The organism is Acinetobacter sp. YH12140, from assembly GCF_013418475.1.
GTDB lineage: Bacteria > Pseudomonadota > Gammaproteobacteria > Pseudomonadales > Moraxellaceae > Acinetobacter > Acinetobacter amyesii.
The window spans coordinates 58,126-73,490 of record NZ_VPBZ01000002.1 but is presented as its reverse complement, the minus strand read 5'-3'; the positions used below and the strand labels follow the sequence as shown (position 1 = coordinate 73,490).

Below are 15,365 nucleotides of genomic sequence, written 5' to 3'. Positions count from 1 at the left end.
GTTGTGGTTTTTAAGGTTTAATGATGACGCTTAGGCAATTTAAGTAAATCTTTAATCAATTCAACAGTTTCCACAGGATGTTCCAATGGGAACATATGACTCCCCGCAGCAACTTTAAATGGAATCGCAAATTTTTTCTCAACCTTTTGTGGAAAGTGCCGAGCTAAAAATGGTCCCTGCTCTGCAATTAACTGCTGTACAGGTACTTGTGGTTGAGCATGAGGTAACCACCACAGTGAAGGATTAGTTCGAAAAATATGAACCTCATCATCACGTGAAATCGTCAATTCCACCCCACCACGCAGTTTATCGTCCATCAAGGCATGATCAATATAAGCTTGATAACAGTCTGGATCGAAATCTTTATAAAAACCTTTCGGCCTTAAAAGCTCTGCTGCTTGTTCACGGCTGTCCCAATGATCACGACGACGCTTCGACAAACCTGCTGGGGACATTTTATCGACGACTTTAAGTTTGAGGAGTTTTGCGATGTGCAAAGCAAAAGACTCTTTACCCATGATCATAGGCGGATCAATCATTAACACTTGTTCAAACAATTCTGGGCGTTGTAATGCAGCCTGAAATGTTAAAACCGAACCTAATGAGTGACCTAATCCAATCACCTTACGACCATTGGCCTGACGTACAATACTGTCAATGACTTGCTGTGTTAAGCTTTTCCAATGGTTATCGATTGGGTAACGCTTATCTGGCCCAAGTAACGGCACATAGATCACATCATATTCATCACTCAGTAAATCAAACAATTTTTGATAAACCCGTGATGGCACGCCATTGGCGTGCGCAAAATGAATTAACGGTTTCATTGTAATTTCGTGCTGTTTTCAGATTGAACCTGTTGTGACAATGCGCTTGCCAAACCTTGACCAAATGAACTTCCCATACGACCTAGTACAGAATCAAACGGACTATTTTCAATGGTGTAGTTCACGGCTTTTTCAGTTTTTAATTCACGTTTCAGGCTATTTAAACTACCTGTACGGTCAGCAATACCTAGCTTCACAGCCTGATCACCCGTCCAAAATAAACCTGAGAAAATAGCTGGATCATTTGATTTTAATTTCTTACCGCGACCTTCCTTCACTGCATTAATGAAATGCGCATGAACATTATCAAGTACACCTTGAACATGTGCTTTTTGTGCTGCATCTACAGGTTGAGTCATGGATAAAATGGCTTTGTTCTCACCCGAAGTCATGGTGCGATCTTCTACACCGAATTTTTGCATCAAACCACTAACACCATAATTCGGCATGATCACGCCAATCGAACCCACTAAACTTGAAGGATTGACAATAATTTCATCTGCCGCAGACGCAATATAGTACGCACCTGAAGCGCCTGTATCACCAATAATGGCATACAGTTTTTTATCGGTATGGGCTTTTTTCAAGTACTGAATTTCTTGCCAAATTTCATCAGACTGAACAGGTGAACCACCTGGTGAATTAATATTTAAAACAATCGCTTTGCTTTGTTTGTTTTCATAGGCTTTTTTCAAAGCTTTGATGGTATTTGCGCTGTTTACACTTTGCTTGTCCGCTGCAATGGTCCCAATGATATCAACCACGGCAATATGTGAACCCGCTGTCGCTGCTTGATCAGATGACGACATGCTGCAACTTTTTGCCATCGCAATGATAATAAATAGCAAATAAGCAAAGGTTAAAAATTTAAAAAATATACCCCATCTACGTGCTCTACGTTGTTCTTCAACGGAAGAAAGCACGGCTTTTTCTAATATTTTCCATTCATTTCCAGTTGGCTGCTGAATATTGTTTGAAGAACTTTGCTGTTTTTCTTCAGGTTTTGGTGGCCATTCGGACATAAAAAAACCCATTTGATCGTTAATTTGTAGTCATTATATACACGCTAATCGCTATAACTGTCTAATCAATTCATTTTCCCCTATAATTATTTTAAATTTTCTTTCATTTCTTTCAGACTTAAATAAGATGACCGACCAAAATTCACAGGACACCACATATCACCTGTTAAAATTTATCAGCCGTCAACCTATTCAAATTTCAAGATTAATTGCAAAAGGTTTGGCTGGGTTAGTCAATGTTTTAAAAATCTCTAAAACCTACTCTACGATTCAACGCAATCTCAAAATTGCATTGCCTGAATTATCAGAGTCAGCTCGCATTCAACTCACTAAACAAGCGATTCGAAACGAACTTTGTTCTTATTTTGAATTTTTTAACATTTGGGGTGCAAGTACAGAAAAAAATATTCAACGAATTCATCACGTACATGGCGCTGAATATTTACATGAAGCGCTCGCCCTACAAAAAGGCGTTGTACTCGTAGTACCACATTTTGGTACTTGGGAAATCATGAATGCATGGGTTGCGCAGTACACTCAAATGACCATCATGTACAAGCCGGTAAAAAGTGAATCTGCCAACAATTTTGTCCGTGCTGCTCGAAGCCGTGAGCAAGCAATATTGGTTCCTACGGATGAATCAGGTGTACGTCAAATTTTCAAAGCCTTAAAACAAGGTGGGACGACTGTAATCTTGCCAGACCATACCCCCAATGCCGGCGGCGAAATGATTCCATACTTTGGTATTCCACTAAAAACCAGCAACTTAAGTGCAAAACTAATTCAAAAAACCAAAGCACGTGCGCTCTTACTATATGCCATTCGTAACGATAATCATGGTTTTGATATGCATATCGAACCTATCGATGACAATATTTATCAAGGTAATGCAGATGATGGCTCGATGGTTATCTTTAAAGCAGTGGAAGATTTAATCCATCGTTACCCAGAGCATTATCACTGGAGCTATAAACGCTTTAAAGCCAATCCAAAATTGAGAAATCTATACAATATTAGTGATGAAGAAGCCGCTCAACGAATCCACGATATTCGTGAGGAATATCAACAGCAGCAAACAATGACAGTGGCTGAATAACATCTTCACGCCTTGCCCTTGAGCGAGTTTCTTTATTCGGCTTCTTTAGATAGCCTGCGATATAGATCGAGCCATTTATACTTTGTCCGCTCTTCAATTAGTTCAATTTGCTGTTTATTTTGCTTGAAATGGATACTTCCACTTTGTGCAGTTTGCAAAAGTGGAATGTCTAATTGTTTGAGACGTGTTTGGGTCATCTTTGCAGGATGTCCATAACGATTAAATCGCCCCGCAGAAGCAATCGCCAACTTGGGCTTAAAATGGTTTAAAAACGCATAGGATGAACTGTGCCGACTACCATGGTGTCCGAGCACCAAGACATCGACTTTTAGGTCTGGATAATCACTTAATATTTGATATTCAGTCTCCCAACCCGCATCCCCCATCAATAGAAAATGTCGTGGGCCATTGACGTCTTTGACCGTGACATATAGAACACAAGAACGTTCATTGGCATTCCATTTGGCATCTGTCAGATCTTCAGGCTTTGGCGAGAGTATTTCAAAATAGACTTGCTGATCCCAATTCCACTGCTGACCACGCTGACATAAGCGCTGTGGAGCTTGGTTTATGGTTTGTACCCGCTCATTACTTGAAAGCTGCCCAATATCAAGCTGTTGCTCCAATGAGAAAAAGCCACCACTATGGTCTTGATCTAAATGAGTCAATAACACCGGATCTAGTCGATGGACACCATTCACACTCAAAAATGGCCGGATGATATTTTGCCCGACACTAAATTGACTTTCATCATAGTTTCCACCGAAGTCTACCATCATATGATGATCTACAGAACGGATATAGATCGCCTGCCCTTGCCCCACATCTAAAATTGAAAGTTGAAAATTTGCTGAATTTTTCCATGGAATAAACAGAGCAAAAAAGGCAATGACCGACCAATATTTTGGCAAGATACCTTCAGGTAAAAATAAGATCACAATAGCCAATATCAACAGTAGGATCTGAGTTGACGTCAATGCGACATCTTGCATTTTTGGTGCAAAGAGTCGATCTAAGCCATAGAGAAATACATGCAATATCTCTAAACACAGATCATTGAATAAAAAAACCAATTGCGCCAGAGGAGTCGAAATATAAGAAAGTGCCCCTCCGATGATATCTAAAGGAACCACCACTGCCCCTAACCACGGGATGGCAAATAAATTACTTAGTGGGCTAATCCAAGTCACTTGTTTGAAAAAAATCACCATCAATGGAAATAAAGCGACAAAGATTTTCCATTGTGATTCCACCATCAACCACATTGAATGTTTTGACTTTTGCCAAAAATTGGCTTCCGCTTGAGCCAGTAAATGCTTCCTTAAGGTTTGATAAATCCGCAGTAAAATAAAGCATGCGCCATAAGACAACCAAAATGCCGCGGATAAAATACTAAAGGGATCCACAAGCAATAAAATTGCGGCACTAAAAACCAGCAGTTGAAAAGGCTGAATGGTTTGCCGTAACAAAAGTATGCTACTTGCGACAAGGCAAATCGTCAGTGTTCTCAGCGCCGGTATTTCAAAACCGGTAAATGAACAATATAGAAGGACACAGAAGATAAAGGGCATGACCAATACATATTGTTTGGGCCACTTGAGATAAATTTTGGGACAATATTTTCGAATAGCTAACTGCATCGCCCAACAAAGCATACTGGCAAAAACAAGTACATGTGGACCAGATATCGCCAATAAATGACTCATCCCAAAGCGTTGAAATAATTCACTGGTGCCTTCAGTGAGTAAACTTTTATCACCTGTAAGCAGAGCTAACAGCAAGCCATGATTCTGCAGCGGTTGTTGGTATATAAACGCTCTTAAATATAAACGTTGTTGTTCGACTTTTATTTTGAACTGGTGTAGCACACCTTGATGTCGTTGATACTGCTGCCCATAGCCCATCGCAATCACATGTTGAGGTGGTATTAATTCCACCGACTTCACCTTTAAACTGGCATGTATGTTTTGCTGTACGCTCCACCGCTCTTGGTCAAATGCACCTTCTGTCACATAGCTTTGGGTAGGTCGTAACTCACCATACATACGATAGTATTGTCCAGGGACCAACTGAATCGTCTGTTCATTATTTTGCAAAATTGAATTGGGTAAATACGCCATAAAATATTGAATCTGCTGATTCACATTGAGCACTTCAATTTTTTGCTGAATTGCTTGGTCTTTGAGTTGGCTGATCTGTGGAATATACGCTATAAACTCGCCTTGTCTGCTCTGATGTTCAACCAATGCCAAACGCTGATCGAGTTGAGTATTGGCGAAACTAAAGCCGAGAATTGCACCTATGCAAAGATTTGCACTGAGCTGTAAGATTTTCGAAAAGATACTTTTTAGTTTTGGTGAAATGTAGAGCTGTAGCACTAGCCAAATCAGGACAATAAAAAGCAACTGAGCTGTCGAGAGTTGTGGATTCCAAAACATGAACCCCATAAAAGAAATACCTAAAATCCAGCCAATACAAAAACTTTGTAACATGAGTCGTCATTATTTTTATTATGTGCTGGCAATAATAAAGCCCACCGCGGTGAGCTTCAATCAAACAATCTTAATCCACTAATTTTTTTACAAAATCAATTTAGCGCTTAGTCATCTACCCATAAACCATCTTGCATATGCAAAATCGCATCAGCAGATTGAGCTAAATATTCATCATGGGTCACAATTAGCATTGCCATGTTAAATTCTTTACGCAACTCAGATAGCAACTCAAAAATCTTCACCGCGGTTTTGCGGTCTAAGTTCCCTGTTGGCTCATCAGCCATCATCAACTTAGGTCTTGCTACCAATGCACGAGCCAAAGCCACACGCTGACGTTCACCGCCTGAAAGCTCACCCGGTTTGTGCGTCATACGATGCGAAAGTCCAACACGTTCCAACAGGTATTCAGCTTGCTGCTTGACTTCTTTGAAATTACTCGACTTCCGTAACATTAATGGCATCGCCACATTTTCAAACGCGGTAAATTCAGGCAACAAGTGATGGAATTGGTACACAAAACCCAAATGTTCATTGCGAATATAACCACGCTCTGCTTCACCTAAAGTGTCAAAGCGTTGACCATTAATCAACACTTGACCCGATGTTGGACGATCCAAGCCACCCAATACATGCAACAACGTACTTTTACCAGAGCCACTTGAACCAACAATTGAAACAAACTCACCTGCTTTGACTTGTAATGAAAGTCCGCGAATTACATCGACTGTAGACTTACCATCCGTAAAAGATTTGGTAATGTTTTGGGCATCTAAAACTAAATTACTCATAGCGTAGAGCCTCTGCAGGTTGAACTTTAGCTGCACGTAATGCCGGATAAATAGTCGCGATAAAGCTAAGACCCAATGATAAAGATACAATCACCACAACATCTTGCCATCTTAAATAAGACGGTAAATAGTTGATGAAGTAAGCATCAAACATATTTAAGCCCAATGTTGTATTCAACCAACCGACTAAATTACTAATACTCGATGCAGCGATAATCCCTAAAATCGCCCCTGACACCGTACCAATCACCCCAATCACTGTACCTTGCACCATGAAGATCCGTGTGATTGTAGCCGGTGAAGCGCCTAGTGTACGCAAAATGGCAATATCGGATTTTTTATCAGTGACCACCATCACCAATGAAGACACGATATTAAATGCTGCAACCAATACAATCAGGAACAGCAATAAACTTACCATTGCCTTTTCCATTTGAATCGCACTGAAGAGATTACCGTGCGTATAAGTCCAATCTGAAGCATAAAAGTTTGCAGGTAAATCACGCACAATTTCTTGAGAGACTTGTGGTGCTGCAAAAATATCATCCAACTTCATACGGATGCCTTGAGCACCATCTGGCAGTCTTAATAAAGTTGACGCATCGTTCAGGGCCACATAGCCCATCATCGAATCAACCTCTGCACCAATACTGAAAATACCCACAATTTTAAATCGTTTAAAACGCGGAACGACCCCAGCCGGCGAAGGTGTTGCTTCAGGAAGGACCAACGTCACACTGTCATTCAAGCCTAAACCTAAGGCATCTGTCATTTGCTTGCCGAGGACAATACCAAACTCACCTTTTTTCAGATTATCGATACTGCCTTCCACCATATGGTCTTGGATAATTGATACCTTTTTTTCATACTGCGGTTCAATCCCACTGACCATAATGCCAGACACTTGACCCTGTGCCGTCAACATTCCCTGTAATTGGGTGAATGGTGCGACCCCTTGAACATGCTCATGCTGCTCAATTTTTTTTGCAAGTTCAGGCCAATTTGTTAAAATTTGTGTTGAAGAAACAGTGGCTTGAGGTATCATTCCTAAGACACGAGTTTTCAGCTCACGATCGAAACCATTCATCACAGATAAAACTGTAATAAGGACTGCCACACCAAGCGTGAGGCCGATCATGGATACCAGAGCAATAAAAGAAATAAAGTGGTTACTGCGCCGAGCGCGAGTGTATCTCAACCCTATATACAGCGAGATTGGTTTAAACATAACCATCTAGTCCGAGGTAATATATATTATGGAAAACTTACAGCATCAAAGCGTTCAAACTGAACGCCGTGTAATGTCGCGTATCGATGCTGCTTTGCGCATCAACTATCAGATTATCTCTGATGATGTTGCACTGAATGATCCTTACGATCCTAATTTTGTATTGCCGCGCTATTTTCTACTACTTGCTGAATTAGATCAATTTGATCATGCACTCAACTACGAATTAGAACAATTAGCTGAGAAAGATCAACAAATTGCTCGAATCTTATCCTTATTTAACCAAAAGTTAAACCTTATTACGGGTTCTTTATACGACGCAATTGTACAAAGCATGTTACCAGTGCCTGAGCATGTGAATTTTTCAGAGACTGGTTTGAGCTTTTTTAGCGAACGCGCGATTAAAGAAGGTACTTATATCCATGTGACCTTAAGCCACCCTGAAAATTTCTTCCATATTGCGGCAACTGCGCAAGTGGTTTATAGCCGTGAAGAAGAAAGCAACTTATACCGTACGGGTGCCTATTTTATCACACTGCTCCCTCAAGACCGCGTCAAACTTGCAGAGTGTATCGCACTGACCCAATACAAAGAGTGATTTTTAATCAATGTTTTAATTTGTGGGCGAGCTCTCTGTTCGCCCGAAAATCTTTATAAAAATAAACAAACAAGCCTGATAATAGAATCACAGCACCAAGTAAAACCATCAATGATAATTTTTCATCATTCAGTAAAGCACCAAAGAGCATAGCAAGCATGGGTGTGAGTACCGTTGTTAAAGACAAAGTTGTCGCCTTGATGTTTTGTACCAGTTTGAAATAACAAAACATTGCAATCAATGAAGCCATAATCACTGCATAAAATAAGCCAATGAGTGCTTTGGTCGAAGGCATCTGTGTCGGTGCATACTGCCAAATAAACGGTAGCATTGCAGCAGAAAATAGTGCTGAGATAAGAATCGAACCCGTGGCTTGAGACATGGGCTGTAATGGCGCATTGACTTTTTTCACCCAAAAAATCGACATGCAGTAGACGAATACGCTCATTAACATTAAGACGATACCAACAGGCTGTACATGCTGATCACTGCCGCCTAAGCAAATAATGACTAAACCACAGACGGCAATCAACATCCCCATCCATTGCAAGCGATGCAGATAGGTATGAAAGAAGAAACGACCAATCAGACCCGTCATAATTGGTGCCAAACCAAACATCAGGGCAATAATGCCTGAGCTGAGATAGGCCGTTGCCATATAGGTAAAAATCTGAGAACCAATAAAACTAAACGCCCCTGCCAAATAACTGTGCAGGGAGGTTTTATCCATCGGCAGTTTATGTTTAAAAATAAACAATAATGCGAAAGCCAAGGGTAATGCGATAAAAAAGCGTAATGTCAGTGCCCAAAACGCATTGATATCACTTACACTCCAAACGATGGCAAGTGGCGTGGTTGACCAAATGAACACCAACAACGCATAAGTCATCGCTAGATTTGTTTTAGATGGCATGGTTTTTACTTCTGCGCCGTTTTACGTTTTTGCTTTTGAATGGTTTGATCTAAGCTGCTAGAAAATTCGCGCTTATCACGTTCAGAAATCGGGGCTGGGCCACCGGTTTGCACACCTGCGCCCCGTAAAGTATCCATAAAGTCACGTAAGTGTAGACGTGCTTTGACATTTGCTGTGGTATAGATCTCACCGCGTGGATGTATCGCTATACCGCCCCGCTCAATCACTTCAGCAGCAAGTGGAATATCCTGTGTCATCACGATGTCGTGCTCTTTCATGCGCTGAATAATTTCTTTATCCGCGGCATCTGCCCCGCTCATGACTTGAATTGAGTTAATCCGCACCGAAGGTGTTATCCCAACATTTTGATTGGCGACAAAAGTGACTTCTAACTGGTAACGATCAGAAGCCCGAATAATCACATCACGTAAAATGCGTGGTAACGCATCTGCATCCACCCATAATTTAAATGGCAGCACTGATTTTCCATTCACTTTTAAACATGACTCATAGTAACAAATCTACATGACAATTTGGGATCTGCATCCGCTGAATGGATCTACATTTCTCTAATCATGAGAATCAAAAAGCTGCAAAATGAGCAAAAGTTGAGCTTATTTTCCAATGCTTTTACATTTAAATCCTACTGAAAACATTTTTTATGCATGATTTCATGATAAATATGACGTCGGTGACTTGAAAATTTCAAATAACCCTCGATTTATTAATTATGAAACCAACCCAATATCAATTGTGCATATGAAAAAACAAAATAGCCCTGAAATTATCACTATTGAAGATCAAACTTTTGGTAGTCATGTTGAACATTGGAATTTGCTTACAGGCAACCCGACAACGGATGTACCAGTTTGGCTGGGTCAGGCATTGGATGCACCCATTATGCCGATGGGCTTATGCGCACAAGAATCTGATATGGATCAAAGTACCTGGCTGATTCAAGGTCCATCACAAGCGTCGATTCAACTGTGCCAAGTGATTGCGGTAGAAAATAATAAACCTAAAGCCGTTAAAACTGCATTTCCAAGTTTTGATAGCCCATATAAAACCAAAGCCACCATTGAACGTATTATTACCTGTAAATCCAATACGCAAGCTGTGCTTTGCCTCGACTTAGGCGCAAATACCAGTGTGTATGCTTTTGATAGTTTATATAGCGTCAATCACGACCAATATGAAAAAGATGCAAGCTACAGTGTGCAACTCAATGCTTGGGCCTATGAACTCGAAGCTGTCGCAGAACATGAACAGCTTGTCGTTGACGATCCTGCATCGATTAAACATCATCGTGCTTTAAACGATATCTTGGCAGCAAATAATGGTGTTGCCCCTGCAGACTTACACGAACAAATTAAAGCGTGGCAACCGAAGTCTGAAGATGACAAAGCACCAGTCACCGTCGATTTTTCTAAAATGGTTGCATACCTATATGGTGAAAACCTCGGACAAGAAGATGAAGCATGGTTCCAAGGGCATATTGTTGGCAAAACTGCCATGCAATTTAAAGAACAAGACTATACGCTGTATGATGTGACCTTAATCCACGAAGAAAACCAAGAAGCGGTGATTGTTCGTGTTGCAACACGAAATCCGGCGCATAAAGATTTCAATGTTGGGCAATATATTCGTGGCAACCTGTGGATACAAGCCAATATTTACGCAAAATCTGCCTAATTTGAATTCAAAAACCCTATTTCAAATAAAAAACCGCCTCAGTGCGGTTTTTTTATTTCTCGCTAATCATGTGTAATCGCTGAATATTTAAATGATTGAATATTTTTTATCCACAAGCTAGTCGATTTATTCTATTTTTAAATTCAAATTAAAATAACTTATCCACAATATTAAATTCAAAATAATGCTAATAAATAAATCCATCTGCAAAAGATAAAATATAAAAATCTAATATAAATAAATAAGATAGGAACTTTATGAAACTAAATTTAGCAATTCGGTTGCTTATTTTTAAATAAACTAAATAGTTTAGTAAGTTTATGGCAGATAGTACTTTATTTAATCAAATAATTATGTTAAAAATGCGTTTAAGAAATAGTAATTAACGATAAATAGATCGGAAAGAATATCTATGAAAGTCGTGCAAGAAGAAAACTTATCACAAGTTGACCATCACATGGAATCTCGATATCAAATCGAGCCAATGTCCTGCTTATTTTTTATGTTAGGTATGCTGATTTGTGCATACGTGTTACATACTTTTATTTTATAATCTATTCAATAAAAAAACCGGCATTTGCCGGTTTTTTTATGTCTTTAGGATTATGCGTTGCGTTTTGCAAAGTCATCCATAAAGTTAACCAGTGCTTGAACGCCTTCTAGCGGAACAGCATTATAAATACTTGCACGCATACCACCCACTGAACGGTGACCAGCTAAATTCAGTAAGTGGTTTTCTTCAGCTTCTTTCAAGAATTGTTTTTCCAATTCTGGATTCGCCAAAGTAAATGGTACGTTCATGATTGAACGGAATTCTTTTGCAATTGGATTTGCATAGAAATCGCTTGAATCGATATAACCATAAAGCAATTCAGCTTTTGCCATATTCGCTTGATAAATTGCGTCTACACCACCCTGCTCAAGTAACCATTCAAAAACAAGGCCAGATAAGTACCATGCATAAGTTGAAGGTGTATTCACCATTGAACCATTTTTCGCTTGAGCTGAATATTTCAAGATACTTGGAATATCTGCTTTCGCTTGATCCAATAAATCATCACGAATAATCACCAAAGTTAAACCAGCAGGACCAATATTTTTCTGAGCGCCTGCATAGATTAAACCGAACTTAGATACGTCTAATGGTGCAGATAAAATGCTTGATGAAAAATCGGCAACCAATGGTTTGTCTGTTTCAGGAATGTTGGCAAACTGAAGACCGCCAATGGTTTCATTATCTGCATAATGCACATAAGCTGCATCATCAGATAAGTTCCAAGTGCTTTGATCAGTAATCGCAAGTTTACCGTCAATGGTCGTACCTGCTTCAACAACATTAATGTCGCCATAACGCTGTGCTTCTTTCAACGCTTTTTCAGACCAAATACCCGTGTGGATATAGTCTGCTTTGCTGTTTTTACCCAATAGGTTTAATGGGATCGCAGAGAATTGCAGTGATGCGCCACCTTGAAGGAATAACACTTTATAGTTGTCTGGAATATTCATCAGCTTACGAAGATCAGCTTCTGCTTTCTCTGCCACAGCGACATAGTCTTTACTACGGTGGCTCATTTCCATGATCGAAAGGCCTTTGCCTTGCCAGTCAAGCATTTCAGCTTGAGCTTTTTCTAAAACGGCAGTGGGTAATGCAGCAGGACCAGCACAGAAGTTGTACGCGCGCATGAGTTTTCCTTTCAAAGTGAAACACAATAAAATGATGGCATTTAACCATATCTGACGCGTGCTTGCAGTAGTTAAAGCTGAAAATATTCCAATGCTGTCTGACATTTGAAGTCAAATTTTCAATAAAGATCAAAATTAATTCTTATTAATTCAAATTATTAGATTTACTGATATTTTTTATCCCTTGAATTGATGCTAATTTAAGGTCTTGATATGAGAAAAATGATGTGCGCTGCAAAGATAAAATTTATTTACATATGTATATGAAACAATACAACAACTTAGTGAATTTACCCAACTTCATCACAATGACTATAATGAACCCATCCTAGCTGTGAGTGTATTTTTATGCCTTTACCTCGAACAGATTATTCTATAAAAATTAAACATACATTTCGTTCAGGTTTACTGCTTGGCCTTGGTTGTTTCAGTGGCTTTTTTAGCCCCACCGTACTTGCGCAAAGTATCAGTTATAGCCAAGCAGAACAAAGTCTACTCACCAGCTCGTATAGTACTCAGGCCAACCAAGCGCTACAACAATCTGCCGAACTTCAAGCTCAGGCCATTAAAGGGCTTGGTTTACCTCGTGTGGATTTAAACGTCCGTGCCTATGCCTTTCATAATGAACTCGATATTCCTCTCGGTGCCCTAAAAAATAACTTAGAACAAACGCTGAGTAATGGCATTAATAATAAAATTGATGAAAGCTTACCGAGTGATTTGGCAGACCCATTAAAAGACAGTCTGCAACAGCCAATCCGTGATGGTGTCGGATTAATTCCAGATTCTTCCCAAGTGGTCTTAGATGATCAAGTGATCCGCCCTACCGTTTCCGTGATGATGCCGCTGTATACCGGTGGGTTAACGTCTAGCGCCAAGGAAATTGCCAATATTCAAGCCAAACGCAGCGCGATTAGCAGTGAACAACAACAAGATGTGCAACGTTTTGAATTAATCCAAGCCTATTTTAATGCTCAATTACAAAAAAAATTAGTCGAAAGCAGCCGCTTCAATTTAAATGCGATGCAACAACACTATGCCAATGCGCTCAAAATGGAACAACAGGGTTTCATTAGCAAAGGTCAGCGTATGCAATTTGAAGTAGCGAAGAATAATGCGCTCAGAACTTTTCAAAATACTGAAGCGAATCTTCGCTCTAGCTTATTTAAGTTAAACAACTTAATGCAAAGCAGCCAAATTACCGATCTTTCAACGCCATTATTTATCAATCAGCAACACAATCAAAATATAACCGCCTTACTAAAAAGTTATCAGGATCAATCTAGTTTGGTACGTAAAATGCAATTGGACAGTCAATTGGCCGGTGCTAATGTGAAAGCCCAAAGCGCTGCAAAAAAACCCAACGTCTTTGCCTTTGGCGAATATAGTCTTGACGATAAACAAAACTGGATCGTTGGTGTTGCCGCTCGCTACAACTTATTTTCAGGTGTTGATAAAAACAAATCCGTACAAGCCGCTGAACTTCAACGTTATGCATCTGAGTTAATGACTGAGCGTACCAAACAAGAAATTGAAAGCCTGATTTATAGCTCTTTTAATGAAGTCACTAGTGCTCAACAAAGTCACCTGTTGTTACAGCAAAATCTAAAAGCCGCACAAGAAAATTTAAGAATCCAACAGCTTTCATTTAAAGAAGATATGGGAACAGCCACACAAGTCATTGATGCACAAAATGCACTGAGCGGACTACAAAGTGAAATGGCGCTCAATGCTTATAAATACGTGATGTCACTCGCAACACTGCTACAAAGTCACGGGAGCATTGACCAGTTCCAAAGCTATATCAATCAATCACACACCGACTATATTCGCTAAGCTTAGCCGAGGGGAAACAATATGAATCAGGAGCCAACTGATCACCAAGAAGATGCCTCTGCGAAAGCTGAAACATCCCAATCCAATGTCTCGACTTCAGACGTTTCATCTACAGCAAATACTGCCGAGGATACTCAAGAAAAAGTGGACAGCAATACCGATGCAGAGACGATGAATTCCTCAAAGCCAAGCCGTAGTAAACCTGCTTTGATCAAGTTCGGGATTGGCATCGTTTTAATTCTGCTTTTGACACTGATTGCATTTGGCTTATGGAAAAGTTATCAGCCCAAGCAGGTTGAATTACAAGGTCGAGTTGAGGCTGAAACCATCCACATTAGCACCAAAGTACCCAGTCGTATCGAAGAAATATATGTGCATGACGGTGAAAAAGTACAAGCAGGTCAAGCACTGGTTCGTTTAACCAGCCCCGAAGTCGATGCAAAGAAACAACAGGCTTTAGCTGCACTCCAATCTGCGCAAGCACTGCAATCCACAGCTGAACGTGGCTCTCAACAAGAAAATATTGATAGTTTATATGCCAATTGGCAAAGTCTAAAAGCACAGCAACAATTGGCGCAAACCACCTACCAACGTGGTCAAAACCTCTATAAAGAAGGTGTCATTTCACGACAACGCCGTGATGAAATGCAAGCTGCCGCAGTGTCTGCTGCACAAATGACAGAAGCGTCTTATCAACAATATGCGCGTGCAAAACGTGGCAGTACACCGCAACAACAAAGCTCGGCAGATGCCCAAGTCAAGATTGCGCAAGCCGCGTTGGCTGAAGCCAATGCACTTGAGGCTGAAACCAAATTGTTTGCACCCTCTAATGGCACCATTTCAAAAACCTATGGCAAAGTTTCAGAATTAGTTGCGATGGGTGTGCCCGTAGTGAGCCTGATTCAAGATGATAGCTTATGGATTAGCTTAAATGTCCGTGAAGACCAGTATGCTCAAGTGTATCAACTCAAGACCATGCAAGGATTTATACCGGCGCTAAACAAATCTGCCGATTTTAAAATTGATCACATCGAAGCCGAAGGTGAATTTGCAACGATTAAAACCACGCGACAAACGGGCGGCTATGACATTCGTAGTTTTAAAGTCCAACTGAAACCCGCTCAGCCGATTGCTGACTTAAAAGTGGGTATGAGCGTGTTGTTTAAAATTGAAGAGCGTAAATAATA

13 protein-coding genes are annotated in these 15,365 nt (G+C 40.1%); 5 read left to right on the top strand and 8 right to left on the bottom strand.

From position 1 onward, the window contains the following. Positions 1 to 17: 17 nt before the first annotated feature. Together FTU75_RS01880 and sppA are read right to left on the bottom strand one after the other, a co-directional pair. Positions 18 to 827, bottom strand: a complete 810-nt coding sequence (locus FTU75_RS01880) for an alpha/beta fold hydrolase (protein ID WP_180114971.1) — start codon at positions 825 to 827, stop codon at positions 18 to 20. Continuing rightward, positions 824 to 1,849, bottom strand: coding sequence for a signal peptide peptidase SppA (gene sppA, locus FTU75_RS01875; protein ID WP_180063185.1), 1,026 nt, complete (start codon positions 1,847 to 1,849; stop codon positions 824 to 826). Before sppA ends, FTU75_RS01880 begins: the two co-directional genes overlap by 4 nt. A 127-nt stretch (positions 1,850 to 1,976) precedes the next feature. On the opposite strand from sppA, the gene FTU75_RS01870 reads away from it, so the two are divergent. Further along, positions 1,977 to 2,945 carry a lysophospholipid acyltransferase family protein gene (locus FTU75_RS01870; protein WP_180114969.1) on the top strand — a complete coding sequence of 323 codons (969 nt, stop codon included), beginning with the start codon at positions 1,977 to 1,979 and terminating at the stop codon, positions 2,943 to 2,945. Positions 2,946 to 2,977: 32 nt separating this feature from the next. Here the strand turns inward: FTU75_RS01870 and FTU75_RS01865 are convergent, their stop codons facing one another. From FTU75_RS01865 to FTU75_RS01855, 3 genes are all read right to left on the bottom strand, one after another. Then, the gene (locus FTU75_RS01865) at positions 2,978 to 5,437 is read right to left on the bottom strand and encodes a DNA internalization-related competence protein ComEC/Rec2 (RefSeq protein ID WP_180114967.1); all 2,460 of its coding nucleotides are present in this window, start codon (positions 5,435 to 5,437) and stop codon (positions 2,978 to 2,980) included. Positions 5,438 to 5,544: 107 nt separating this feature from the next. Next, on the bottom strand, positions 5,545 to 6,228 hold the full coding sequence (gene lolD, locus FTU75_RS01860; RefSeq protein WP_078192053.1) for a lipoprotein-releasing ABC transporter ATP-binding protein LolD: 684 nt from the start codon (positions 6,226 to 6,228) through the stop codon (positions 5,545 to 5,547). Beyond that, positions 6,221 to 7,456: a lipoprotein-releasing ABC transporter permease subunit gene (locus FTU75_RS01855; protein WP_078190389.1), complete on the bottom strand. Its 1,236-nt coding sequence runs from the start codon at positions 7,454 to 7,456 to the stop codon at positions 6,221 to 6,223. Before FTU75_RS01855 ends, lolD begins: the two co-directional genes overlap by 8 nt. A 28-nt stretch (positions 7,457 to 7,484) precedes the next feature. Here FTU75_RS01855 and FTU75_RS01850 point away from each other — a divergent pair, with 28 nt between their 5' ends. After that, positions 7,485 to 8,054 (top strand): PilZ domain-containing protein, encoded by a 570-nt coding sequence (locus FTU75_RS01850; RefSeq protein ID WP_180114965.1) that lies wholly within the window; start codon positions 7,485 to 7,487, stop codon positions 8,052 to 8,054. Between the two features lie 7 nt (positions 8,055 to 8,061). Here the strand turns inward: FTU75_RS01850 and FTU75_RS01845 are convergent, their stop codons facing one another. Then, the gene (locus tag FTU75_RS01845) at positions 8,062 to 8,967 is read right to left on the bottom strand and encodes a DMT family transporter (protein ID WP_180114957.1); all 906 of its coding nucleotides are present in this window, start codon (positions 8,965 to 8,967) and stop codon (positions 8,062 to 8,064) included. Positions 8,968 to 8,972: 5 nt separating this feature from the next. Beyond that, positions 8,973 to 9,461, bottom strand: coding sequence for a YaiI/YqxD family protein (locus FTU75_RS01840; RefSeq protein ID WP_372491130.1), 489 nt, complete (start codon positions 9,459 to 9,461; stop codon positions 8,973 to 8,975). A gap of 265 nt (positions 9,462 to 9,726) precedes the next feature. Here FTU75_RS01840 and FTU75_RS01835 point away from each other — a divergent pair, with 265 nt between their 5' ends. Beyond that, positions 9,727 to 10,659: a hypothetical protein gene (locus tag FTU75_RS01835; RefSeq protein ID WP_180009976.1), complete on the top strand. Its 933-nt coding sequence runs from the start codon at positions 9,727 to 9,729 to the stop codon at positions 10,657 to 10,659. A gap of 603 nt (positions 10,660 to 11,262) precedes the next feature. On the opposite strand, the gene serC is transcribed toward FTU75_RS01835, so the two are convergent. Next, positions 11,263 to 12,342 (bottom strand): 3-phosphoserine/phosphohydroxythreonine transaminase, encoded by a 1,080-nt coding sequence (serC, locus tag FTU75_RS01830; protein WP_180114955.1) that lies wholly within the window; start codon positions 12,340 to 12,342, stop codon positions 11,263 to 11,265. Between the two features lie 348 nt (positions 12,343 to 12,690). Here serC and FTU75_RS01825 point away from each other — a divergent pair, with 348 nt between their 5' ends. Both FTU75_RS01825 and FTU75_RS01820 read left to right on the top strand, forming a co-directional pair. Beyond that, complete coding sequence (locus FTU75_RS01825; RefSeq protein ID WP_180114953.1) at positions 12,691 to 14,178, top strand: TolC family protein; 1,488 nt, start codon at positions 12,691 to 12,693, stop codon at positions 14,176 to 14,178. Between the two features lie 21 nt (positions 14,179 to 14,199). Further along, a complete protein-coding gene (locus FTU75_RS01820) occupies positions 14,200 to 15,363 on the top strand; it encodes an HlyD family secretion protein (RefSeq protein WP_180114951.1) in 1,164 nt (387 codons plus the stop codon). Positions 15,364 to 15,365 lie beyond the last annotated feature (2 nt).